This is a genomic window from Coleofasciculus sp. D1-CHI-01, assembly GCF_040218875.1.
Lineage (GTDB): Bacteria > Cyanobacteriota > Cyanobacteriia > Cyanobacteriales > Coleofasciculaceae > Coleofasciculus.
In genome coordinates, this window is sequence record NZ_JAVJQP010000083.1 from 15,668 (window position 1) to 41,019 (window position 25,352).

Annotated in this window: 14 protein-coding genes and 1 pseudogene; 7 read left to right on the top strand and 8 right to left on the bottom strand. The window is 46.8% G+C overall.

All coding sequences use genetic code 11. The features are described 5' to 3' along the window. Window positions 1-288 precede the first annotated feature (288 nt). The gene (locus RIB93_RS15265; protein WP_446373592.1) at window positions 289-3,153 is read left to right on the top strand and encodes a GAF domain-containing protein; all 2,865 of its coding nucleotides are present in this window, start codon (window positions 289-291) and stop codon (window positions 3,151-3,153) included. Between the two features lie 182 nt (window positions 3,154-3,335). On the opposite strand, the gene RIB93_RS15270 is transcribed toward RIB93_RS15265, so the two are convergent. Together RIB93_RS15270 and aroA are read right to left on the bottom strand one after the other, a co-directional pair. Then, a complete protein-coding gene (locus tag RIB93_RS15270; RefSeq protein WP_006098180.1) occupies window positions 3,336-3,911 on the bottom strand; it encodes a hypothetical protein in 576 nt (191 codons plus the stop codon). Between the two features lie 508 nt (window positions 3,912-4,419). Further along, on the bottom strand, window positions 4,420-5,781 hold the full coding sequence (gene aroA, locus RIB93_RS15275; RefSeq protein ID WP_446373593.1) for a 3-phosphoshikimate 1-carboxyvinyltransferase: 1,362 nt from the start codon (window positions 5,779-5,781) through the stop codon (window positions 4,420-4,422). Between the two features lie 231 nt (window positions 5,782-6,012). Here aroA and RIB93_RS15280 point away from each other — a divergent pair, with 231 nt between their 5' ends. The 4 genes from RIB93_RS15280 (at window position 6,013) to ppk1 (ending at window position 16,540) form a co-directional block, all read left to right on the top strand. Further along, window positions 6,013-7,314 (top strand): P-loop NTPase fold protein, encoded by a 1,302-nt coding sequence (locus RIB93_RS15280; RefSeq protein ID WP_446373594.1) that lies wholly within the window; start codon window positions 6,013-6,015, stop codon window positions 7,312-7,314. A gap of 603 nt (window positions 7,315-7,917) precedes the next feature. Further along, window positions 7,918-12,822, top strand: a complete 4,905-nt coding sequence (locus RIB93_RS15285) for a tetratricopeptide repeat protein (protein ID WP_446373595.1) — start codon at window positions 7,918-7,920, stop codon at window positions 12,820-12,822. A 288-nt stretch (window positions 12,823-13,110) separates the two neighbouring features. Further along, window positions 13,111-14,151 carry an L-histidine N(alpha)-methyltransferase gene (locus RIB93_RS15290; RefSeq protein WP_446373596.1) on the top strand — a complete coding sequence of 347 codons (1,041 nt, stop codon included), beginning with the start codon at window positions 13,111-13,113 and terminating at the stop codon, window positions 14,149-14,151. A 241-nt stretch (window positions 14,152-14,392) separates the two neighbouring features. Further along, on the top strand, window positions 14,393-16,540 hold the full coding sequence (gene ppk1 / locus RIB93_RS15295) for a polyphosphate kinase 1 (protein ID WP_446373597.1): 2,148 nt from the start codon (window positions 14,393-14,395) through the stop codon (window positions 16,538-16,540). A 346-nt stretch (window positions 16,541-16,886) separates the two neighbouring features. Here ppk1 and RIB93_RS15300 read toward each other — a convergent pair whose 3' ends face one another. From RIB93_RS15300 to RIB93_RS15315, 4 genes are all read right to left on the bottom strand, one after another. After that, a complete protein-coding gene (locus RIB93_RS15300) occupies window positions 16,887-18,191 on the bottom strand; it encodes a pentapeptide repeat-containing protein (protein ID WP_446373598.1) in 1,305 nt (434 codons plus the stop codon). A 209-nt stretch (window positions 18,192-18,400) separates the two neighbouring features. Then, entirely contained in the window at window positions 18,401-18,751 is a 351-nt protein-coding gene (locus RIB93_RS15305) for a ribulose bisphosphate carboxylase small subunit (protein ID WP_446373599.1), read from the bottom strand. A 77-nt stretch (window positions 18,752-18,828) separates the two neighbouring features. Then, window positions 18,829-19,218, bottom strand: coding sequence for a RuBisCO chaperone RbcX (gene rcbX, locus RIB93_RS15310; RefSeq protein ID WP_006098295.1), 390 nt, complete (start codon window positions 19,216-19,218; stop codon window positions 18,829-18,831). 85 nt (window positions 19,219-19,303) lie between these two features. Then, window positions 19,304-20,734, bottom strand: a complete 1,431-nt coding sequence (locus tag RIB93_RS15315) for a form I ribulose bisphosphate carboxylase large subunit (RefSeq protein WP_446373600.1) — start codon at window positions 20,732-20,734, stop codon at window positions 19,304-19,306. 640 nt (window positions 20,735-21,374) lie between these two features. On the opposite strand from RIB93_RS15315, the gene RIB93_RS15320 reads away from it, so the two are divergent. Both RIB93_RS15320 and panB read left to right on the top strand, forming a co-directional pair. Then, window positions 21,375-22,502 (top strand): ligand-binding sensor domain-containing protein, encoded by a 1,128-nt coding sequence (locus RIB93_RS15320; protein WP_446373601.1) that lies wholly within the window; start codon window positions 21,375-21,377, stop codon window positions 22,500-22,502. Window positions 22,503-22,695: 193 nt separating this feature from the next. Beyond that, window positions 22,696-23,475, top strand: coding sequence for a 3-methyl-2-oxobutanoate hydroxymethyltransferase (gene panB / locus RIB93_RS15325; RefSeq protein WP_446373602.1), 780 nt, complete (start codon window positions 22,696-22,698; stop codon window positions 23,473-23,475). Between the two features lie 279 nt (window positions 23,476-23,754). On the opposite strand, the gene RIB93_RS15330 is transcribed toward panB, so the two are convergent. Continuing rightward, on the bottom strand, window positions 23,755-24,483 hold the full coding sequence (locus RIB93_RS15330) for a DUF4351 domain-containing protein (RefSeq protein WP_446373603.1): 729 nt from the start codon (window positions 24,481-24,483) through the stop codon (window positions 23,755-23,757). 47 nt (window positions 24,484-24,530) lie between these two features. Then, window positions 24,531-25,352, bottom strand: a pseudogene (locus tag RIB93_RS15335) (hypothetical protein); the annotation flags it as partial.

Sequence of the window (25,352 nt, forward strand, 5' to 3'; positions counted from 1 at the left end):
AAAACCCGCCCTGACCAACCCTTCCTTGCGTTCCCTCTGCTCCCCCTGTTTCCCCAGCTCCCCAAATTCCTACCAATAGAGTAAAGTCTATTCAGGAGCAACCATAATTTAGTATTATTGTCAATATTATTTATACAAGGATCTTGAGATCGGTAGAGTCTAATTTGAGCCATCGGTAAGGTAGCATCTGAGATAGTCCCCATGGATTGATCACAGCTCCTGACCCCCTTTCACCACCCGACTAGCAAGAGAAGGCAAGCTGTCAAGGCGTTTACACCAGGTTGCACTATGATTTCAAATTTATCTGAACAGTCCCATTATCCAGAAAGTGCGAGTAGCGGATTACAAATTGCCAGAGGATTAAAAGCTAAATCACAAAACTATAAACGATTGCTGGTTGAGGTGCTGAAATGGACAGGAGGACAACCCTTCCTCACCCAGCAGCTTTGTCGCTTAATCGCCCAAGCCCCTGATGCGCCGTCGAAAGGAACAGAAGCGGAATGGGTGGAAAACTTAGTGCGATCGCACTGGCTGGAGAATTGGGAAGAACAACCGGAACTGATGCATTTGCAGACGATCCGCGATCGCTTGCTCAGACGTAAACACCGCAGTCTGAAGCTGTTGCAGGTGTATCAGCGAATCCTCCAACAGGGAGAAGCGATCGCCAATGACAGTTCCGAACACAAGGAACTGCGGATGATGGGGTTAATCCTCAAGCATCAAGGAAAAGTTAGGATTCACAATCGCATCTATGAATCAGTATTTAACCAAGAGTGGGTCAATAAGGCTTTAAAAACCATCCAAGCTGATTTAGAACCAGGCGACTCGGAATTTCTCAAAGCCTTAGCCGAATTAGAACGCAAACTCCTGGTTTCCCAGGTAGAAATCCTATCCAAAGCCGATACAGAATCCGAGGATGAAGGTTCGGCGCAAGCCCTTTATGAGGTGCTGCGCGATGTTACCTCTAAAGTCGGTGAATTACTCGGTGCGGATCGCGCCACCATTTTCTTACTCAATGACGAGAAGACAGAACTCTGGTCATTAGTGGCGGAGAATGAAGAAGGTGAATTCCTAGATATTCAAGTGCGAGTCGGGGAAGGGATTGCGGGTCATGTGGCTGAGGATAAAAAAGTAATCCATATTCCCGACAACGTTTATGAAGATCCCCGCGCCGCACTGGTTAAGGAATTTGACAAAAAATATAATTACCGCACCGAAAACATCTTGGCATTTCCGATCTTAAGTGAAAACAAAGAGGTGATTGCGGTAATTCAGTTACTGAATAAGTTACCGGGCGATGAGCAATCCGACAAACGACCCAAAGGATTCACCACCCTCGACTTAGAACGATTGGCAAAATGCGTGGTTCCGGTGCGGCGGATTCTGGAAAGTTGCCAATCCTGTTACAAGGTAATGAAGAAGCTGCGGGCGACAGCCGCCTTAGCCGAAGCCACGCGATCGCTCGATCAGATTAACTTAGATACTAAGGCGATTTTGCAACGGGTAATGAATACCGCCAAGAAGCTGCTGAACGCCGATCGCAGTACCTTATGGTTAGTGGATCGCGATCGCGGCGACTTATGGACGGAACTTCCTGGAAAAGGAGAGGTACGCTGCGAAGTGGGTGTCGGTTTTGCGGGTCAAGTAGCGCAAACTCGCCAACCGATGATTATCCCCTTCGATCTCTATGACCATCCCAGTGCAGAAAATGCCAAAAAAACCGACGCACAAACCCGTTATCGCACCTGTAGCATCCTCTGTATGCCTGTTGTTAGTCCAGATGGGGAATTATTAGGCGTCACCCAACTGATCAACAAGCGCAAACCCGGGGATCATCCAGAGTATAACAAAGACGAGTGGCCCCACGTTCCCAGTTACTTTAAGGCGAGTTTTGATAAAAATGACCGCCAGTCCATGCAAGTCTTTAACGAACGAGTGGGTGTTATCCTGCAATTCGTTAAGACTCATGAAACGTTAAAACAGCTTGCTCAAATTGAGCCAAAAGAATCCGTTTATAACACCCTGGCAATTCTTAGTAATTCCGTTGCCGATCAGAGTGATGAAGCGCTCTACAATGCCCTGTATTATACCTTAAGCTTTGTCACCAACTCGATTAACAAACTCTTGGGCGCAGAACAGACCACAATTTTCCTCCTAGATGCCGAACAAAGCATCTTTTGGTCATTAGTCTGGAACTCCAGAACCCTAAATGCTCAAGAAATTCGAGTGTCCGCCACTCTAGGAATCGCCAGTAAAATGGTTGAATCGCGTTCAGTCAAAGCCAGCAAAAACCCCAGCAAACTGAATGATCTGATCATCCACATGGGGTTAGAACCCGACGCGATCAACAATGTGGAAAACATGTTGTTATTCCCGGTTGTGGACTCCAAAGGGAAAGTGATTGCCATTATTCGGTCATTTAACAAATTCCTCTTTACCTATGAATCGGGAGGAATGTTATCCGAAACAATCGAAATCAATGGCTTTACCCAAGCCGATGCCCAGAAATTGCATGAACGCATGGCATCCACATTGCCCATTCTGCAAGGCTTCCAAGCATTTCACCGGGAAATTCGCAATCTTCAGGAACAACGCAAGGCGATCGATCCCCTCTATCAAGCGATTAGTTTAGTCAGTAGCAGTAGCGGCGGAAATGCTGAAGAAGTCATCCAAACGGTGATGCAAGCCGCCAAACAACTGACCCATGCAGATCGCACCACCCTTTGGTTAATTGATTACTCAACTCAGGAATTATGGACAAAAATTCCCCAAGCCGATGGATCATTAATGGAAACACGAGTACCTTTAGGAGAAGGATTTGCTGGGAAAGTTGCCCAAACCGGTCAACCCTTAAACATTCCCTTTGACCTCTACGAACATCCCGATTCTGATATCGCCCGCCGAACCGACGCCAAAACCCATTATCGGACCTGTAGTCTGTTATGTATGCCGGTTTTAAGTTGTGATGGTGAGTTACTCGCTGTTACCCAACTCGTGAATAAACGTCATGGTGATGATACGACAGAGTATGAGCCATCCCAGTGGCCCCAAGTTCCTGAGTACTTTAAAGCCAGTTTTGATGAAAATGATCAACGGGACATGGAAATTTTTAACAATCAAGTGGGTGTTGTACTTCCCGGTATCATGCGTTAAGTCAGTTTCAACAGACATGTCATGACACCTCTGTTTTGACCGTTCACCACCTTCGGGGAACCTGATTTGTAGGGGCGGGTTTAGGAATTTTCGGGTCGCTATTGATGGTAATCTTTGTGCCAAACCCGCCCTGACCGATCCTTCGCTTAAGGACATAATTTTGAGGAACCCATGAACAATTTTTAACTGCTAAATACCTGAGCTAAATCTTCATTGGACGTTCCCAAGATACGTGCTAGTCGATTCAGTTCGCTATCACTGAATCCATCCCGTACTTCAATTAACTCTTCCACGGATTTTCCTAAGATTCGGGATAATGACTTAAGCTGGCTATCCGGAATATCTTTACCTTGAAAAATATCTTTAAGTTGTTGCGGTGCTAATTTGTAAGAGGCACAAAACCGAACAAATTCTCGATTGCTGATATCGAGAGCTTGCTGTCGTTCTCTGAGCAAGAACGCGATCGCACGAGTTCCATGTTCCGGACGTTTGGCTTTATCCAGATAGTCCTGGATACGCCTGTCGAGATGATTCATGCTAATCCCAGCTTGTTTAAGCAAGTCGATACAGGCTAATTTTAAGGCTTTGTTTAACATTTCATTTTCTTCATGGAGTCGTTCGTACTCATTAAAGATTTCCACCATCTTCGCCGCAAATTCTGGCGTACAAAACCCAACTTCCATATCCTCGCAGGAAATGGCAATATAGGAGCGGTAGTGATTCAGTTGTAAACGCAATGTCTGGTTATTTGGGCGCATAAGTCCAACGTTTTTAGTAAAAAAACTATTCTAGGGGAGTTATTTGACCAATTGTGCCAAAGTATAGTTCATACCGATAGTGGCGTAGAATGCAAGAGTTAACAATATAGCGCCTCCGCCAAAAAATTGGTGATCTTGCCCTCCAACCTGACTTAGGGTGAATACGATATTCTAGTACACCCTGTTTCCCAATCAGGAGATAACCTGATTGTCTGTTACATCGACATTTTGACATACTACCCCGCTAGACGACTGTTAGCAGGGGAGATGGGTGAGGGGGAGATGGGGGAGATGGGTGAGAATTCAATGTGTAGGGGCGGGTTTCACTACTACCTTTTCGATTGCACCCATAAGTGACTAAACCCGCCCCGATTTTCGCAGATTTCCAGACGCCCCGTGAAAAGTCAGCCCCCTGCAGATGGGTCAGGGCGGGTTTTGTACAAACGTTATTATCAATCGTGACAAGAAAGCCCCTAAACCCGCCCCTACACACTCAAAATTTTCTCAATCACGTCGGAGAATCTTGATTGCAGAGACGTTGTAAGGTGGTGGTAAAGTCAGGGTAGGAAATGGTTGCGGCTTCAGCGCCGTGGATGGTGGTGATTCCTTGGGCATTGAGAGCCGCGATCGCAAGACTCATGGTAATCCGATGATCGGTATGACTGTCAACCTCTGTACCCGTTAGCGGCGTGTTTCCGGTGATTTCTAATCCATCGGGGAGTTCTGTAATCTGCGCCCCCATCCGGTTTAACTGAGACGCCATAACCGCGAGGCGATCGCTTTCTTTAACCCGAAGTTCGGCGGCGTCGCGAATCACAGTGGTTCCTTGGGCGAAAACCGCCGCAACTGCCAAAATGGGAATCTCATCAATCATACGGGGAATTAAATCCCCAGAAATCTCACAAGCGCTGAGACGACTATAGCGAACACGGATATCCGCCACTGGTTCTCCCGCTACTATCCGTTGATTCTCCAACTGAATATCCGCATTCATCATCGCCAATGCGTCTAAAATACCCGTGCGGGTGGGATTAACCCCGATATTTTCAATCAGTAACTCAGAATCCGGGACAATCGCCCCAGCGACTAACCAAAAGGCGGCGGAACTAATATCTCCGGGAACAATCACCGTTTGTCCCTGGAGTTGCGCTGGACCCGTGACTGTAGCACTGTGGGTGTCTGGGTCAACAGTGATCTTAGCACCAAACGCCTTAAGCATCCGTTCACTGTGGTCACGAGACAGGGCGGGTTCTGTTACCGTTGTCTCCCCGTCTGCCATTAACCCCGCTAACAGGATACAGGATTTAACTTGGGCAGAGGCGATCGGGGAATGGTAATGAATCGGCTTAAGCTGTTGTCCCTGAATCGCCAGAGGCGCTAATGAACCATTCCCCCGCCCCCAAATTTGGGCACCCATTTGTTGCAGGGGATGAACCACACGAGACATGGGGCGCGATCGCAAGGAATGATCCCCCGTTACCGTAAAAAAGCGTCCAGGGTGGGAAGCTAAAAGTCCCAGCATCAGCCGCAGAGTCGTCCCAGAGTTGCCCGCATTTAAGATATCCAGAGGTTCTTGTAATTCTCCCACACCCACGCCCTTAACGATAACCTCGTCGGCGTTCAGTTCTGAGATAGTCGCCCCCATCCCTTGGAAACAACGGGCGGTACTGCGCGGATCATCGCCCAGTAAGAGTCCCTGGATGCGGGTTTCCCCTTGCGCGATCGCACCCAACATTAAAGCACGGTGGGAGATAGATTTATCACCGGGAACCTGGATATTCCCTTTCAGGAACAATCCCGAAGGCGGGCGGGTGATAATTAAATCCAGTTGAGTTTCGATTTGCTTCAGGGTGACAACCGTAACAGGCATAGGTATGGAGGGCTTTAACCAGGGCAACATAAAATTGTATCAAAGAATTGTATTAGGGGAGTGTAGAGACGTGCCATGGCACGTCTGGGATCAGGGGAAGATGAATGATCCATGATTATGTAGGGGCGGGTTTCACAACTATCGTTTTTTTCTGCCCTAATGTCACTAAACCCGCCCCGCCCAAATGATGAATACCCTGTTCCCTGTCCTCTGTTCCCTCTTTTTTAACCAATGACTAACTCAAAATTCTGGAAACCCGTTTATCAACTGTTTAAACCTGAAGAACCCTTGGAAAAACCGGAAGATATTCGCGATTTTTACGTTTCGCGATCGGATAGTCCTGTTGAGCATTTAGTCAACGCCTTAGAAATGGAAGATGACCCCGCCAAATTTTTAATATCGGGTCACACAGGTAGTGGGAAAACCACAGAATTACACCGCGTTGAACAGTGTTTAGCGGATAACTATACCGTCATCTGGATTGACACCGCTACCGCCCTTGACCGTTATAATATCGGTTATGCCGAAGTTGTTGTCTTAATTGGTCAAGAAGTTTGTCGTCAAGCCATTAAACCGGGGTGGTGGTCACGCAAAGATGACCGTTTACTCAAGGATTTAGAAGATAGTCTCAAAACTGTTATTTATCAAGATAAAACCAACGCCACTGAAGGATTAGCCCTACCCGATCTGCTGACCAAAATGGGCATGACCCTAAAATTAGGGCTAACGCGAGAAATGACAAGAAGCCTGAATATTCGTCCACTGTTAAGTGAAATCATCGCCAAGGTGAATGCAATTATTCAAGCTGCAGAAAAAGATAGGAAGCAAAAACTATTAGTTATTGTCGATGGATTGGATCGTCATGATCAGATGACCGCCTTGGAAATGTTTGCCAGTCCTCTGCTGACAGAACTCAATTGTCATATCATCTACACCATTCCCATTTCCCTGCGCTATTCTCCCAGTTTTCGCCAACCGATGCAGCGATTTCAAGACTGTTTAGACTTGGCGAATATTCCCGTATTTGAATGTGACGCCAATTTATGTCCCACAACCCAGCCGGATCAGATGGGGCGACAGCTACTGAAACAGGTAATTAACAAACGATTAGCGCGATTAACCAACTATAATACCCAGGACTTGTTTACCCCAGAAGCATTAGAACTACTGTGTAAAAAAAGTGGCGGAGTAATGCGAGATTTAATTCGTTTAGGGCGAACAGCCTGTCAAGTCGCGGTGAAGCAGAAATCCCCTTTTGTGGATCAAGCTGTGGCTGAACAAGCGGTAAAAGAAGAACGACAAGCGTATACCATTAGTGATTATCAGTTCCCGGAATTAGCCGCAATTCACCGAACTGGGCGATTAACCACAAAAACCCATACCTTGCCGAACAAAGGAGAATTTGTAATTAGCGATGAACTCCTGCAAAATAAATTTGTTTTAGGCTATTACGACAAGAATCAAAATCCTTGGTTTGATGTGAATCCGATATTGATTGAAGACTTACAGCGATGGCAAGCAACTCAAGGGTGATTCGTCATTCGTCATTCGTCATTCGTCATTTGTCATTCGTTATTCGTAGGGTGGGTTAGGCGGTGTTAAATTTAGGAGATAACCATTCAATTCAATACAGCAGTTTGCTCTGCTATGCGGTACATTGTCGATCCCCCTAAATCCCCCATGCAAAAAAAGCGAAGTATCCTCTGGCTTCCCCCATGGAACAAAAAGCGAAGCATCCTTTGGTCTCCCCCTTTTGAAGGGGGACGGAAGGGGGATCTAAAAGGGGGACGGGAGGGGGATCTGAAGGGGGACTTTGATCTACTGTACTTTATTACAGCGCAAAGAGCTGTATCCGCAGTAACCCACCGATATCCTAATGTTTACAAAAACAAACCTTAATCAGGAGACTCATTAATGCAATCAGCGTTAAGAATTGAAACCCAAGTATTACCCGGAAATAAAATTGAGATAACCATTTAATTAGATATCCGCCGTAACCCACCAACAGCTTGAAATGTTATGAACCTGTTCGTAGTCAGCACTTTAGTGCTGGCAAATCAAGCATTTTAAGGCACTAAAGTGCCTACTACGAACAAAATCATCTACAATTAGACTAAGCATCAGGACGGATTGACCATGGCAATCGACATTCCCCCCAATCTAAATCAACCTGACCAGGAAACCTTAGACGATTTAGTCACCACCCTAGAATTATCCGACGGGACAACCATTGTTTTTGCCATCACCCCTGAAAGTGCCCCTAATCATCCCGTCGTCGAACAATTAAAATCCGTCCTCAACCCCGATGAATTTCAGGTTGAGAACTTCTTTTATAGTCAAGAATCTCTGATTGCTTTTCTCTATGCTTTAGACAAGAGAATCCCGGTTAACCCAGACGCAAAAGACGAATCTAAACGTCCAGTTATCATGGCGTTTGGGATTGAACAGTTACCTCGCCCCCGGATACTGAAGGAACTGAAACGATTGAATCTGGGGCGAGAGGCGCTGTTTTCACGGGAGATTGTGCTGATATTTTGGCTGAATAAGCGGGATTTTATCGATACGTTTCGCGGTTATGCGCCGGATTTTTGGGATTGGCGGGAAAAGGTGGTGAAGTTTACCACTCGTCCGCCGTTGAATCCGCTACTTTATCCCTATTTAGAGAGTTTAATCGCGGAGAATTCTTATCTGAAAATGAGTGGCGTGATGCAAGTACAGCGCCAGGTTGATATTTTTTTAGATCAAGTTTATGTGTCCCTAAAGGCGGAACGTCAGCAGCAGGTGACAGAAAGGAAGAGAGGGGGAAAGTTAGGGTTTGAAACGCAGAGGTTCGCAGAGGTTGGCGCAGAGGTTCGCAGAGGGATGGAGTTTGCGCCGTCGGAAATGATGACGAAGACGGTGACGCATAAGGTGGATTTGGCGGAGGCGGTGGGGAGGTGTCACTATAGTGTGATTTTAGGTGATCCGGGGGCGGGGAAAACGACGCTTTTGCGATATCTGGCGCTGCATTTTGCTATGGCGCAACGGGATGGGAAGGAGAGGGTTTTGGTGGATGGGGGAGATGGGGGAGATGAGGGAAATAAGGACGAATTTTCTCAATCTTTAGTCACTACTCCTGAATCATTGGGGAATACTCGTTTCCCGGTGTTTTTGCGAGTTGCGGATTATGCGGAACGGTTGGTGAAACAGCCGGAGTTGAGTTTGTTGGCGTTTCTGGAGGAATTTTATCAGCAGTGGGAAGCGGATGTTGGGAATTTGGGAGATGAGGGGGAAAATGTCCAAAGGGCAAATATTACTTCCGATGATTCTGCTTGTCTCTCCGATGAGATCCCCCCTCCGCCCCCCTTCAAAAGGGGGGAACTACAAGAGGCTGAACCAGGCAATCTTACTCCCCCCTTCCGTGCAACAAAAGCGAAGCATCCTTTGCCATCTCCCCTCGCAGGGGGGAACGAGGGGGGTAGGGAAGGGGGGCTGGGGGGGTTAGGTCAACCCTATTCCCACAATACAAATATCACCCAATTACTGTGTGAAAAGATGCGTCAGGGTGAATGTTTGGTGTTGCTGGATGGTTTGGATGAGGTGTTTAATCAGACTAGCCGTCAGCAGATTGTTAAACAAATTGAGGCGTTTGTTACTGATTATCCCGATAACAAATATGTGATTACCAGCCGGATTGCTGGCTATCAGGATGTGAAATTAGGCAGTCGCTTTACCCAGTTTACCATTACTCAGATGGAATTTGAGCAGGTGGAGCGATTCCTGCGTCGCTGGTGTTTGGCGATTGAGAAGGCACAGAAACCCGATGAAACGGAGGAGGTTTGGCGACGAGACGCACAGAAAGAAGCTGAGGAACTGTTAGAGGCAATTCAAGGAAATGAAGGGGTCAAACGCCTCACCGGAAATCCCCTATTATTAACGATTTTGGCATTAATTCATCGCAATGGGTCGCGCCTCCCGAATCGGCGGGTGGAACTGTATGCGTTGGCGGTGAAGACGTTGATAGAAGATTGGCAATTGAGTAAAAATTTACCCAATGCGCCGCAGGTGATGTTGCGGGAAAGTGAGGTAATCGAACTTTTAGCACCTCTGGCGTATTGGATGCATGAGGAGAAACCATCGGGGTTAATTACCCAAGCAGAAGCGGAAGCGCAGTTAGGGGAAAAATTGGCAGAGTTAAATGATGAAGATGCGGAAGCCGATAGTGTGAAAAAAGCCGTCCAGGAATTTTTGCGGCGGGTACGGGAAACCACGGGGTTATTTGTGGAACGTGCGCCCAATGTTTATGGGTTTATGCATTTAACCTTTGAGGAGTATTTTGTGGCGCGGTATATTGCCGATAATGAGGTGAGTGAGATTCTGGAGATTATCCAGAAACATCAGGATGAGGCGCGTTGGCAAGAACCGATTTTATTAGCGTTGGGGTATTTGGGAATTCATAGTCCTAAGCGGGTGAATCGGTTACTGGAACGGTTGTTTAAGGGGTTGGAGGACTATCAACCTGTTCTGGGAGAAGGAGAGATTCAGGTTAAAAATAATTCATCGAGTGAGACTATTTTACAGTGGTCAGTTTTGGCGGAAGATGGGACAATTTCCTGGCGTGAATCTGACTCGATATTGAAGGAATTGCTATTTGCGGGTCAGGTTGTGGCTGAAGTTGAGGTGAATAGCCGGATTCGGTCAAAGGTGATTGAGAAGTTAGGCGTGACTTATTTGGGATTGGATGAGGAGTTTGACAATGAAACGATTAAACAGATATTGAGATTGCTGCGACAAATTGAACGATTTAATCAGAAAGGGGAAGTAATCCGTTATTTGCGCCAAGCGGTTGAGGAGGCGCAAGAAATAGCGGAACGAGGAGTGAAAGCACTGTCAGCTATTTTATATGTGGCTTGTGGTGAGTCGGGGGCGGGATTGGTGGATTGTGTGACGGAGATTGTTAATCAGATTACTAATCGGGCGGTTGAAACCGCAGCTACACAAACAAAACCTGCCTACGCAGGTTTTCAAATCGTTGATTCTCCCCAAGTTCGCGCAGGCGGACTTGGTTTTTATAGCCGCGAATTCCATTCGCTAGGGTGTGTTCCTCTATTTTGTTCAATTAAGGATTTAGTGGAGGAATTAGGGAAAGAAATGACTCCAGCGTTGGAGGTAACGCGACAGAATCAGAGTGGTGTGTCAATGGGATTAACCTTTATCACCGCGATGTCTTACCTGCGAAGTGATGATTATGAGAAAGCGATTCCTCTTTTAGAAGAGATAACGGGGCAAAATAACAGTGGGATTCAGGTTTATATTGATTGGTCACTGGCTGCGGCTTATCAGGAAGTGAATAAATTTGACCAAGCGATTGATTGTTATCAAGCTTGCTTAGAAAAGTTAGGTCAAGATATTGAGTCAATAGCATTGTCAATGTTCTGGATGGATTTGGGCGTTTGTTATCAATTAAATAAAAATTATGAACTGGCAATTGACTGCTTTGAGCGAATGTTGACGAAGGTAAGAGAGGCTGATAAATTAAGAGATGAATCACTCGGTCTTTATCACATCGGAAGAACCTATCAAGATTGGCAAAAATATGAACAAGCAATAGATTACTACCAACAAAGCCTTGAGATCTATGAACAATTAGGAAAACAGCAGGATGTCATTAGCCAGTGGTACTGGTTAGCTGATTGCTATCAAGACTGGGGACAGTATGAAAAAGCAATTGAGTGTCAACAAAATTGTTTAGCACTTAGCCAACAGCTCAATGACAAAACCAATGTCGCGAATGTCTATTATGAACTTGGTTGGCTCTATCATAATTGGGGCAAATATAAAGAGGCGATCGCACATTACCAACAAAGCTTAAAACTTAATGAGCAATTAGGAAAACATCAGTATGTCGCTAATCAGTGGGACTGGTTAGCTGTTTGCTATCGAGACTGGGGACAGTATGAGAAAGCGATAGAGTGTGAACAAAAGTGTTTAGCCATTTGCCAGCAGCTAGATAACCCATCAGATATCGCTTTATCCTACTATAAATTGGGTAGAATCTATCAGGATTGGTACAAATATGAGGAGGCGATCGCACATCACCAACAAAGCCTTGAACTCTATGAGCAATTAGACAAACAGCAGAATGTGGCTAATCAGTGGTACAACCTAGCAGATTGCTATCGAGACTGGGGACAGTATGAAAAAGCCATAGAGTGTGAACAAAAGGATTTAGCGATTCGCCAGCAGCTAGATGACCAACCCCGTATCGCTTTAGCCTACTATCAGTTGGGTAGAATCTATCAGGATTGGGGACAATATGAAGACGCGATCGCACATTACCAACAAAGCCTTGAACTCAATGAGCAATTAGACAAACAAGATAATGTGGCTTCAGTGTGGTACGGGTTAGCAGATTGCTATCGAGACTGGGGACATTATGAGCAAGCGATAGAGTGTGAACAAAAGGATTTAGCCATTCGCCAGCAGCTAGATGACCCATCAGATATCGCTAATGCGTACAATCAGTTGGGTAGAATATATCAGGATTGGGGCAAATATGAAGAGGCGATCGCACATCACCAACAAAGCCTTGAACTCTATGACCAATTAGATAAACAGCAGGATGTGGCTAATCAGTGGTACTGGCTAGCGAATTGCTATCGAAACTGGGGACAATATGAGAAAGCGATAGAGTGTGAACAAAAGGATTTAGCGATTCGCCAGCAGCTAGATGACCAACCCCGTATCGCTTTAGCCTACTATCAATTGGGTAGAATCTATCAGGATTGGGGCAAATATGAAGAGGCGATCGCACATCACCAACAAAGCCGTGAACTCTATGAGCAATTAGACAAACAGAAGAATGTGGCTAATCAGTGGTACAGGCTAGCTGATTGCTATCGCGCCTGGGGACAATATGAGAAAGCCATAGAGTGTGAACAAAAGGATTTAGCCATTCGCCAGCAGTTAGATGACCAACCCAGAATCGCTTTAGCTTACTATCAATTGGGTAGAATCTATCAGGATTGGGGTAAATATGAAGACGCGATCGCACCGTGGTAAACTGCAAGCCGCCGCGCAGCAACTCCTGGAAGAAATCCACCAGCGAATTTAGTTTGTAGTTGCGCTTGTAGTTGCGCTTTAGCGCCATAAACCTTTGCCTCACCACCTCCAACCCCAAATTGAATAAGTTTGTAGCGTAGCGCTATAATGGTGCGTTACGCTACCCTTCGGGAACGCTGCGCGAACGCTAACGCACCCTACGTATTGTTGAAATTTTGCTTGCTATTTAATGGTGCAAGATGTAACGTTGATGCACTAAAGTGCTTACTACGAACCAGGGAAATATCAATGTCTAAATCTCAGTCAACTCCAATCTGTCACACCACCCAGCCAAGTGCTGAATTTTACTCAATATTCTCAAACGCCGAAATTTTAGATATTATTCAAACCTTAGCCACCCGACGCGAAATTAGCCTCAAATATTCCTACAAAGGTCAAGGCGCAAACATCTGGGATAAATTTTATCTCAACTATCTGCGTCCGCGCTGGTATCGACCCGTTAATCGGGAAATTGACCTGTTAAACAATAACTTTGAAATCATCACCCGCCAAATTAAAGCCGTCAACACCGTTAATCTTATCGATGTCGGCGCGGGTAATTCTTATCCTGTTAAACAATTTATCCGTCGGCTGCATCGCTTGGGCAAAATCACTCGATATATCGCTTTAGATATTAGCGACGACTTACTCAAACTATCCCAGAAAAATATAAAAAAATGGTTTCCTAATATCGAGTTTATCAGCGACCTAATTGACATCGAAAGTCATTCATTATCCCAAACTTTGTTAAACCATCAGGTTAACCTAAAAACTGACGACACTGCCCAAATTATTTTACATTTAGGCGTAACCATGGGCAATCATCACAATAGAACCGCAGCCCTGCAAAATTTTCGAGATAGCATGGGAAAGCACGATGTCCTCGTCTTCACCAACGAAATTGGTTCTAACTCTCAATGGGATGGAACAGTAAGAGGAGGATTAAAGTATCATGTGGATCAAGTTTATGCTTGGGTGAAAACTGCACTTGGGATTCAATCTGAAGATTGTGAACTGGTGCGAAAGTATGATCATAAAACTGATAGTATTGTGGCGACGATTGAATTTTGTCAGAACTATCGGATAAATTTTAGGTTAATGGGAGAGGATAAATGTCTTGAAATTGCTGAAGGAGAAGAAATTACGATTTGGAGACAGCATAAGTTTGAAATTTCTGAACTGGTGCGAGAAATAGAACAGGCTGGACTCCAAGTTATCCACTACAAGACTGACCACTATTCATCGAATATTATGGTAATTTGTGAGATTGATCAGCTGTCATGCCTTTAAATTGGGTATTAGTAGTGAGCAAGATGTTCAATGTAGTGAGCAAGATGTTCAATGTAGTGAGCAAGATGCTCACACTACGTCCTGGCGATTCATCTGGTCGGTCAATCAGAGATTCGACGACTCGACTGAGCGCTCGCCGAACGTCCGTGAGGCTTGGAGTCGATAAGCTGATAGTATTTATACTGACATCCTACCCGCGCCAGAAAAAGCGAACGGATGGTGCGCCGTTTCCCTAATAATCATGGCTAAGAAATCGAAGACAACGACCGAGGTTAGTCTGAGAGACCCTAAATACTACTTCAACCGGGAACTCAGTTGGTTGGAATTTAACGATCGCGTCTTGCATGAAGCCCTCGATTCCCGAACCCCACTGCTGGAACGCTTGAAGTTTCTGGCGATCTTTAGTTCAAACCTGGATGAATTCTTTATGGTTCGGGTGGCGGGTTTGAAGCAGCAGGTGGAGGCGGGGGTGACATCCTTAACTGCTGATGGTCGCACACCTAGCGATCAATTGGATGGGATTAATCAGCGGTTACTCCCCATGGTCAAGGAACAACATGAACATTTTGAACAAATCCTGCGACCATTATTGGCAAAACAGGGGATCTACCTGCTGGAGTACATGGATTTGAACTCCGAACAGCGGACCTATTTGCAAAACTACTTTGAGGAGCAAATTTTTCCGGTTCTGACGCCGCTAGCGGTTGACCCTAGCCACCCGTTCCCCTATATTTCCAACCTGAGTCTGAATCTAGCGGTGGTGGTCAAAGATCCTGAGCAGGGCGAGGAATTTTTTGCTCGGGTGAAAGTTCCTAAAGTCTTACCTCGATTTGTCGCCCTTCCCGAACCGTTGCGAGAACGGCAAAAGGGAAAACCTGCTCTCTGGATGGGCGTTCCCTTAGAACAGGTGATTGCCCATAATTTAGAGTTCCTGTTTCCAGGGATGAATATCCAAGAATATCATCCGTTTCGGATTACTCGCAATGCCGACTTAGCCGTCGAGGAAGATGAAGCAGATGACCTACTCCTGGCAATTGAAGAGGGACTGCGGAAACGACGCTTAGGGGGTTCAGCCGTCCGCATGGAAATTCACGCGACTGTACCCGAAACCTTACGGGAAACGCTGATGCGGGAGATGGGACTCCAGGACAGTGATGTCTACGAAATAGACGGTTTATTGGGACTAGGGGATTTGATGTCGTTTATGGGATTACCCCTACCGGAACTCAAAGACACACCCTGGACACCTGTCATGCCCGTCGAGTTGCGATCGCTTTCTGGAGAAGACGATGGCGAGGACTTCTTTAGTATTATTCGCCAACGGGATTTATTTGTCCACCATCCCTACCATTCCTTTAGCGGTACAGTACAGCGATTTATTACCCAGGCGGCGGATGACCCAAACGTACTGGCGATTAAAATGACACTTTATCGCACCTCTGGCGATTCCCCAATTGTCAACGCTTTGATTAAAGCGGCTGAAAATGGCAAGCAGGTGGCAGTTTTGGTGGAATTGAAAGCCCGTTTTGATGAAGAGAATAATATTCTCTGGGCGCGTAAGTTAGAACAAGCTGGGGTTCATGTAGTTTATGGGATTATTAAGTTAAAAACCCATACCAAAATCGTACTGGTGGTGCGTCAAGACGAGAAGAGGATTCGCCGCTATGTTCACATTGGCACGGGAAACTATAACCCCAAAACAGCCCGAATTTACACCGATATAGGACTTATTAGTTGTCGTGAGGATTTAGGGGCAGATTTAACCGATTTATTTAATTTCCTGACTGGATACTCCCGCCAGCGCTCCTATCGCAAGTTATTAGTCGCCCCGGTAAATTTACGCGATCGCATGACGACGATGATTCAGCGGGAAATCGAGCATTGTCGCCAGGGAAACACAGGGCGCATTGTTGCCAAAATGAATTCTTTAGTCGATCCGAAGATTATCGCTACCCTCTACGAAGCCTCCCAAGCCGGCGTACAAATTGATTTAATTATCCGGGGAATTTGCTGTTTGCGTCCTGGTGTCGTAGGCGTTAGCGATAATATTCGCGTAATTAGTATTGTCGGTCGCTTTTTAGAACATTCGCGGATTTATTACTTCTATAATCAGGGTGATGAAGAAGTTTATATTGGCAGCGCTGACTGGATGCGTCGCAACTTAGATCGACGAGTTGAGGCGATTACACCGATAGAAGATCCAGAGATTATCAAAGATTTGCAAGAAATCTTAGCCATTATGATGGCAGATAATCGCCAAGCTTGGGAATTACAACCTGATGGGCGTTATATCCAACGTCAACCGGAGGATGCGAAAGAGCAATGCGCTCAAAAGATTTTCATGGAGATGGCGAAGGAATCAGCAAAGGAGGCGGCGGGAATGGCATAGTTAGGGGTTGCTTCAGGGAGTCTGGTGGTGGGGGTAGGGAGTCGGGGTAGCAGGGGGCGCAGGGGGAGCAGGGGGAGCAGGGGGAGCAGGGGGAGCAGGGGGAGCAGGGGGAGCAGGGGAAGCAGGGGGAGCAGGGGAAGCAGAGGGAGCAGGGGAAGCAGGGGAAGCAATGGTACATTTTCGGTGATTATTCTATCGCCATAGTTTTGATAGATATAGCACTACGAGGTACGGAAAGGACATCAGTTGATCCCAAGAGGGAACAGGGAACAGTACAGAATGGTACTGCTATAAGCCTAAAAGCAGCATCTCCCCCATCTCCCCCATCTTCCCCTCACCTCACCGCTTATTTCCATTCTGCGATCGCAGGCAGTAAAATTCTGCTCAGAGGATGCTCAATGTACTCTTGCAGTCTGGTAATTCCGGCGCTTTGTACCGCTTCTATCACCCTGGATTTTAGCGGACGATTACTCTCAATCTGTTTAATCGCGGCGGCGACAGCAATCACTTTTTCTAATGGTGTACTTGTCGGGCAAGTTTGGCTCAATTCCTGCAAAAGTTGCTGAATTTCTGCGGCGACTTCTGTCCATTTAGGTTGGGAAAGATTCTGATCCAGTTGTTCTAGAATTCGGTGAACTTCCGATACCGCCTGTTGTAGATTCGGTGGGATAGTCGGGCTGTCACTTTGGGAAGGCGACGGGGGACTTGGGTCTGTTCCCTGAGAAACGCTAGGTGTTACGGTATCATAAACGGGCGGTTGAATGTCTACTTTAATCGGCGGTGCGCCAGTCGTTGCGGTGTAATTGACAGGCGGTTGGTGGGGCTGTTGGATTTCAACTTTTACCTCTGGTGTACTAGCGGATACATTCGGGTTTGGGGTTGGAGAAGCTTGAACTGGAGCAACATCTGGACTAACTTTGACTTGAACAGTGTTAAGATGCTGATGCCATAACTGAGTAAACTCTCCCGGAGCAAAACTTCCCTGATTGGGATGACGTTTTCGTTGACCCGTTTGCAAGTAAATATAATCACAAATTACTTCGTCCAAGTTGGTGGCGCTGTTGATTTGCCAGTCCTGCAAACAGGTTCCCGTTAAGATCGCTTTGTTAAAGTTTGCCGATAAGACTTGGGTTTTTTCTAAATTGGCTTCACTGAGGTTAGCCATCCGCAGATTCGCTTCACTTAAATTTGCCACTTGCAGATTCGCTTCACTCAAATTAGCACCACTGAGGTTAGCCATCCTCAGATTCGCTTCACTTAAATTAGCCCCACTGAGGTTAGCAATTCTCAGATTCGCTTCACTCAGGTTAACCGCCGTAAGATTAGCATCAATAAAGTTGACTAAGGTTAAATAAGCTCCGTTTAAATTCGTACCCATCAGGTTAGCTAGATTTAGGTTAACCCCTCTCAGGTTAGCCCCCCGGAGATCGGCGCTACTGAGATCCGCACCCTGCAGATCTGCATCACTGAGATTTGCCATCCTCAAATCAGCATTCTCAAGGTTCACCCCACTCAAGTTTGCTTCATTGAGATTAGCTCTACTTAGCTTTGACTGACTCAAATCGGGTACGAGTTGTGGATTCTCTTCCCGCCACTGATTCCAGGTTTCTACGCCTTGTTTGAGCAAAGCCGCATGTTCTTCATTTGCCATTGACTGCTAACCTCTTCACTTGCCCTTTTGTCGCAGCTTAGCTCAAGAAAACAGTAACCTACAAGAGTGGAGAGAGGCGCCATGGCGCTTGAGGATACAAAAATCCAACAAGATGAATTTGACTATAGCCTTCTGTCCTCTACCTTCTAAAAAAAGAGAGGTGATCAAACCTCTCCTTCCTATCTCAGCAGATTTTAAGCCTTTGCCACTTAGTAGTAACCTCGGCTACGACCACTTTCACCGGGCTTATAGATAATAAAGCTCAAAACTTGGCACTGCTTAATGTTGTCAAAACCCACAACGCGGATATAGTTGTCGCGATAGTCAGACCGACAAGCATCCACCTCAGCCATAACTTCTTTAGGCGAAGTGGCGTTGAACAGAGGAAGTTTCCACATTGTCCAGTAGTGCTGTGTCGGTTCAGAGGTTTCGCTAAATTCGATCGCGGGAATATAACCCTGTTCCAAAATGTACTCAATTTGGCGGACAATTTGCTGATCGCTCAGAGGCGGCAAATAAGACAGAGTTTCGTAACGACGCTCTTTTGGTAAAGTTTGCATGGGTAATTCTGTGATGGTTGTTTTAGTGAAGTACGGGTATGCCAGCAGGTGACAAAAGTACCCGGTTTAATTGAGAACTAGGTATCCGAATCAGTTGGCTGTTCGGGTGAGGCTGGGTATTCAGAGATACTGAGTTGTGTCATTCGCTCAAGATACTGGCGTCGATATTCCATATTCGACTGCTGAATACTGGTGCGAACCATTTCTGGCAAGAAGTCTGCCACTTCCTCAGCCAGATGCTGTCGTACAGTCATGATCCGAAACGCCAGTTCTTGTTTTTCCACCAGAAGTGCTTGGAGATAGGCATCTCCATCTTGAACTCCTTGGTTTGCCGAAAAAGAATGCAGCCACAGCGCCTGGGGCGGGTCAGTTTCACCCAATTGATCCAGGACAGTCCGCAGTGCTTGGTAGGTCATGTAATTGGTAAGCACTTTGGCTGTATCTTTGGCAACTCGTTTTAGATCCATAGTTTGATCCCAGCCCTCTAATCCGATGAAGTATCAATAATGAAGTATGAAGTTACACACTTCATACTTCACACTTCATACAGAATCAGACGGTATCAACCGCTTCATACTCGAACTTGATTTCCTTCCAAAGTTCGCAAGCGGCGGCTAATTCAGGACTCCATTTAGCCGCTTCGCGGATAACATCGCCACCTTCACGCATCAGGTTGCGTCCTTCATTACGGGCTTGAATGCAGGCTTCTAAGGCGACACGGTTAGCCGTTGCACCGGGAGCATTGCCCCATGGGTGACCCAGGGTACCACCACCGAATTGCAGGCAGGAATCATCGCCAAAGATTTCCACCAGTGCTGGCATGTGCCAAACGTGGATACCACCAGAAGCGACGGGCATGACACCGGGCATAGATGCCCAGTCTTGGGTGAAGTAAATACCGCGTTCGCGATCGCGCTCGATGTGATCTTCCCGCATCAGGTCAACAAAGCCCATGGTGATGCCTTTTTCACCTTCAAGCTTACCGACCACAGTACCAGAATGCAGGTGGTCACCACCGGACATCCGCAAGCACTTCGCCAGCACCCGGAAGTGGATTCCGTGAACCTTCTGACGGTCAATTACCGCGTGCATCGCCCGGTGGATGTGCAGCAGCAGACCATTGCTACGGCACCATTTTGACAAGGTGGTGTTCGCGGTGAAGCCACCCGTCAAGTAATCATGCATGACGATCGGCGTACCCAGTTCTTTGGCGAACTCAGCCCGCTCCATCATTTGTTCACAGGTGGGGGCGGTGACATTCAGGTAGTGACCTTTAACTTCACCGGTTTCTGCTTGGGCTTTTTCAATTGCTTCTTGCACAAACAGGAAGCGATCGCGCCAGCGCATGAAGGGCTGGGAGTTAATGTTTTCGTCGTCTTTGGTGAAGTCTAGACCACCGCGCAGACACTCATAAACGGCACGACCATAGTTCTTCGCCGACAAACCTAACTTCGGCTTAATCGTACAACCCAACAGAGGACGCCCATACTTGTTCAACTTATCGCGTTCAACCACGATACCGTGAGGCGGTCCTTGGAACGTCTTCAGATAAGCGACGGGAATCCGCATATCTTCTAGACGCAGGGCTTTCAGGGCTTTAAATCCAAACACGTTCCCCACGATGGAGGTCAGCATGTTGGTTACAGAACCCTCTTCAAACAGATCCAAGGGGTAGGCGACGTAGCAGATATACTGATTATCTTCGCCACGAACTGGCTCGACTTCATAGCAACGACCTTTGTAGCGATCGAGGTCAGTTAACAAGTCTGTCCAAACCGTTGTCCATGTCCCGGTGGAAGACTCTGCTGCTACCGCCGCACCCGCTTCTTCCGGGGGAACTCCTGGCTGCGGAGTCATGCGGAAAGCTGCCAGAATATCTGTATCTTTAGGAGTGTAATCCGGAGTATAATACGTTAATTTATAATCCTTGACCCCGGCATCATACCCAGCCTTTGACTGAGTTTTTGTTTTAGCGTAAGACATGTTTTCCTTCCTTAGGAACTACTGAATGTTGCGACAGGCTAAATCCATAAACATTATTAACGATTTTACGCCCTTAGTTAAGCCCTAAAATCGCTAAAATGACTCTGAAACTTAGCCCCGATTGGGTGCATCCCCACACCCAACCTGCTCTTTTTGGTGTTTTGTTTCTGAATTACCTATTATCCGCCATTTTGGGTCAAAAAACTTGACTTAGCCAAGACATTTTTTTATTCAGCGGATCAGGTAAGAGTAATAATCCCACAACACCAAACTATCGCTTGATGTGGGCTTCTCTTCCCATAAGGCTTTAGGTGGAATCCTTCTGGCGATTCATTTCACGCCAAATTTAGAAATTACAGCGTGTTTACGAAGCGGCACGACGTGCAGCTCCTTGCCAGATAAGTTAAATTTTCAGCAACGTTGTTAATATACCAAAGAATTCAATAAGTTTAACTTCAAATATTCTTGAGAATTGTATAAGGTACGGTTATGACTCAACAAAATGTAAAGTTTTATTAAAATTTCGTTACAAAATAACAAATCTGGGACGTATTGAGGTAAAGATTCTATAGCCCAGGAGGAAACATCACTCCGACTACTATAGATATATAGAAAAACTATCCAAATAGTCTCAGACAACATGGCGTCTTTGAATGCCCCGATTCCTCTTTTCATTGGTGCTACCCTGCTAGGGTTGGTGGGGTCCCCGACCAGGCTCATCTCTCCTGTCGGGATGGGAACTGATCCGAACCCAGTACTGGCACAAGAGACCCTAGCTCAAACCGAACTAGGAACAGCCCCCGACTACCGAGGTGCGCCCCCTCCTCCTGGCGGCGAACCGTTACCTCCCGAACGCTTGCGGCGAGAAGTCGAACCCCTACCCACGGATTTTCGCGTTCCCGCTTTGCAACCCGACTACACAGGTGATCTCTGGGTGGGAACCTACTCAGGACTTGCCCGAGTTGAGCCGAACACTGGACGCCTGAAAGCCCGTGTTGATTTACCTAACTACACCATCGACGCCTTAGCCCAAGACCGGGTTGGACGAATTTGGCTGGGAACGTATGAAGGATTGTTACGAGTCGATCCTCGGAGTAACGAAGTTACTGCACAAAACTTTACATTACCCTCCAATCGGGTCTTATCCTTACAAGTTGATCGGCGCGGGTATCTCTGGGTAGGAAGCGATCGCGGTTTGGCTATGATTAGTCCGGACCAAGGATTATTAATGACCACAGTGCAAGAACTCCCTGGCGTTAGCGCCAATGCTTTGACATTAGATGAAGACGGTCAACTGTGGGTGGGTACATTAGAAGGATTAGTGCAAATCGATACCGCCAGCGCTTTTATCAGTCGGCGGGTTGGTAATTTACCCGGAACCATTGTCCAATCCCTAACCACAGGACCCGATGGTAAGCTGTGGGTGGGAACTCCTAGTAGTTTGTTGGTGATTGACCCCAATAATCCCTTCGCTGAACCGCGTTCGGTGACACCATTACGGGGACGTAGTGTAACAGCGGTGCGCTTTGCTCTAGATGGTAGTGTTTGGGTAGGTACGGAAGGTGGCTTATTAAAAATCAGAGCGGAAACGGGAGCGGTATTGGGTGAACTGTCGAATCTTCCCTCAGACTATATTCTTTCCCTGTCCCCAGATGTAGGGAATAAGTTATGGGTGGGAACAACGGAAGGATTAGCCTGGGTTAGCCTATCCACGGGTCAAGTCAGACCCCATTTAGCGTTTGTGAAGAATCCACCAGAGACGTTTTAGATCTGGGTGGCAAAAAATGTTAGTCGTCAAACCCACCCCTACACATCGGTCAGGGCGGGTTTTGTAGAAACGTTGACAAAACAATTAAGATGAATCCCTAAACCCGCCCCTACAAACCATATCCGACAAGCGAAGCGAAGGTTTTCCCTAATTACCCTGTCATTAATCCCTAATCACCAATCACCCATCCCCAATGGTCAATATCCAGCAACTGAAACAATGGAAACAACAAGGGCGTCCGTTGGTCGTCTTGACCGCTTGGGATTATGCGATCGCACAATTATTAGATGCGGCGGGAGTGGATATTATTCTGGTTGGGGATTCCTTGGGAATGGTCACATTGGGGTATGAGACGACATTACCTGTGACCTTAGATGAGATGCTGCACCATGCTAAAGCCGTGCGTCGGGGTGTAAAACAAGCATTCGTGGTGTGCGATTTACCCTTTTTAAGTTATCAGGAAAGTTTACAACAAGCGATGCACTCGGCGGGTCGGGTATTGAAGGAAACCGGGGCGCAGGCGGTAAAATTAGAAGGCGGACATCCAGCCATAGCCCAAACGGTAGCCCACTTAACGGCGGCGGGAATTCCGGTGATGGGTCATGTCGGGTTGACACCGCAGTCGGTACATCTTCTCGGTTATCGTCAGCAAGGGAAAACAGAAGCAGCAGCGGAGCGGATTTTAGCCGAAGCGATCGCGCTTGAGCAAGCGGGTGTTTTTGCCCTAGTTTTAGAGCATATTCCGGCGGACTTGGCTAGAAAGATTACACAAACCTTAACCATTCCCACTATTGGGATTGGTGCTGGAGTCGATTGCGATGGACAAGTATTAGTTACCGCCGATTTACTCGGACTTTCGGAACGTCAGCCACCCTTTGCCAAATTATATGCGAATTTGCGGCAAGTGATTACTCAGGCGGTGCAAGACTATAGTCATGATGTGCGAGAGCGACAATTTCCAGAGGGAAAATAGTTGACTTGTCCTAAAATTTAACTGGGTTCAGGCGATATAAGCTGTCATACATTTAAATTGGGTATTAGTAGCGAGCAAGATGCAAAGCCTGCGGCATGGCTTCGCTTAACGCACTGCAAGAATTTCGCCATTATTGATATTAAGGTTTAAATGCCGAACAGCTTATTTCCATACCAAATCCGGGGAACGCTACCTACGTTATAACAAAGTCCGCCTGCGCGGACTTTGTTTGTGTAGCAGCGATTTCAATCGCCTCCTCTTGCAGGGGGTGATAAAGGCTTACGAATCGCTCACCTGTTGCTCCTCCAACCAAGCCACTAAATCAGCAACTTGGGAAAAATCCAATAGTGCAATTCCCAACGCTTCCAACTGTTCTGTTGATAACCTGTGAATGCGATCGCGCAGTGAGGGGTCAACGTCACCCAGCCGTCGGGTTAGCTGGCGGAGAATCAAAGCGATTTCCACGTCTCGCATCTTTTGTCGGTCAAACCAAGCCATTAAATCCGCAACTTCGGAAAAATCCAATAGCGCTACCCCCAACTCCTCCAATTCCTCGATGGATAACGCCCGAACCCGCTCAATTGCGCCTGGGTTAACCTCTCCTAGCCGCCGATTGAGTTGGCGCATGACTAATGAAAGGGCTTCCTGTTGTCTTCCTTGTTGCAAGATATCTTGATAGATAACCGACTCGCGCATGATGTCCTCCCGAAAAAACCGACGTATTAAAGCTTTTTCAAACCGCAATCCAGCTAAAATCTCCGCAAAACCCGCCAGAGTTTGTCGCTGTTCCCTGTCAGGAATTGTAGCGGTTTGTTCCGCCACTTGTGCGAGTAAGCCTTGAGGGGTGTCGGTTTGGGTCAAACTGGCTAAGGGTAATAGTCCCGGATTGGCGAGGAATGGCGCTGGATCTTGTTCCCACAGGCGAACAACTCGATATCGATGGGATGGGGTGCGATCGCGATACTCCTGAGTAAACACTATTTCATCGTATTTCGCGTGAGACTCCACCCTCAGCAGATCCTTCGCAGGCTCAGGAGGGTGGAGAGGGATAGAGGTCAAATCGACCCTTTCAATAAGGGGAGATTTGACAATCCAGTTGAAGGCACGACGATTAACCCCGTGCTTCGCTGCAACAATTGGACTTTGGATGCAGTGAACTGTCCCAACCGTTTCCAGTTGGCGTCACTGACCGAAACTTGTCTCTCGGTGTCTCCAGAACACCAACCGACGTAAGTCTTCCCAGCTTTTTCGGCTATAACTTTGTCACCTTTGCTAAACACCTTCCGGGTAACTGTGCCGCCATACTTGCGCCGCTTACCTCCTTTAGAAGGGACACATAAATGTAACTGTCTACGGCTAATTGGCGGTCTACGGATTACCGCAAATGGTGCAGGTGTGATTTGAACATAACCACTCCAGTCGCCATGTTTGGCATTATCAGAGTGCCATTCCTGCCATCGGGTAAACTCAAACGCGGCTAAGGTTACACCGTCAACAGCGTGAGTTGCTGGAGTTTGATTAGCTTTGTTCTTTTTGTCCTTAGCTAATCCTAGCCATTGTCTAAGCTGACTGGTTCCGTTACCATCCCGTTGCCACCCCTTGTGGGTAACAACAGGAGCTAACTTAGATAGCCAGTTGAGCATCTGTCGTTGTCCTACCATAACTGGAGAGAATCCAATACCAGACCGAGCCGATTTACGACCACTGGTTTTATCTACGTCAGCCATGACCAACTCATAACTCACCGTTCGCTCATTTTGGTAACTCAGTAGCCAAATGAGCAGCCACACAGTAGTCTGAGTGAGCAATTGCACGATTAAACAGACTACTAGGAGGCAATGAATGAAACCAACCATCTCAGAACGAGTAGACGATCT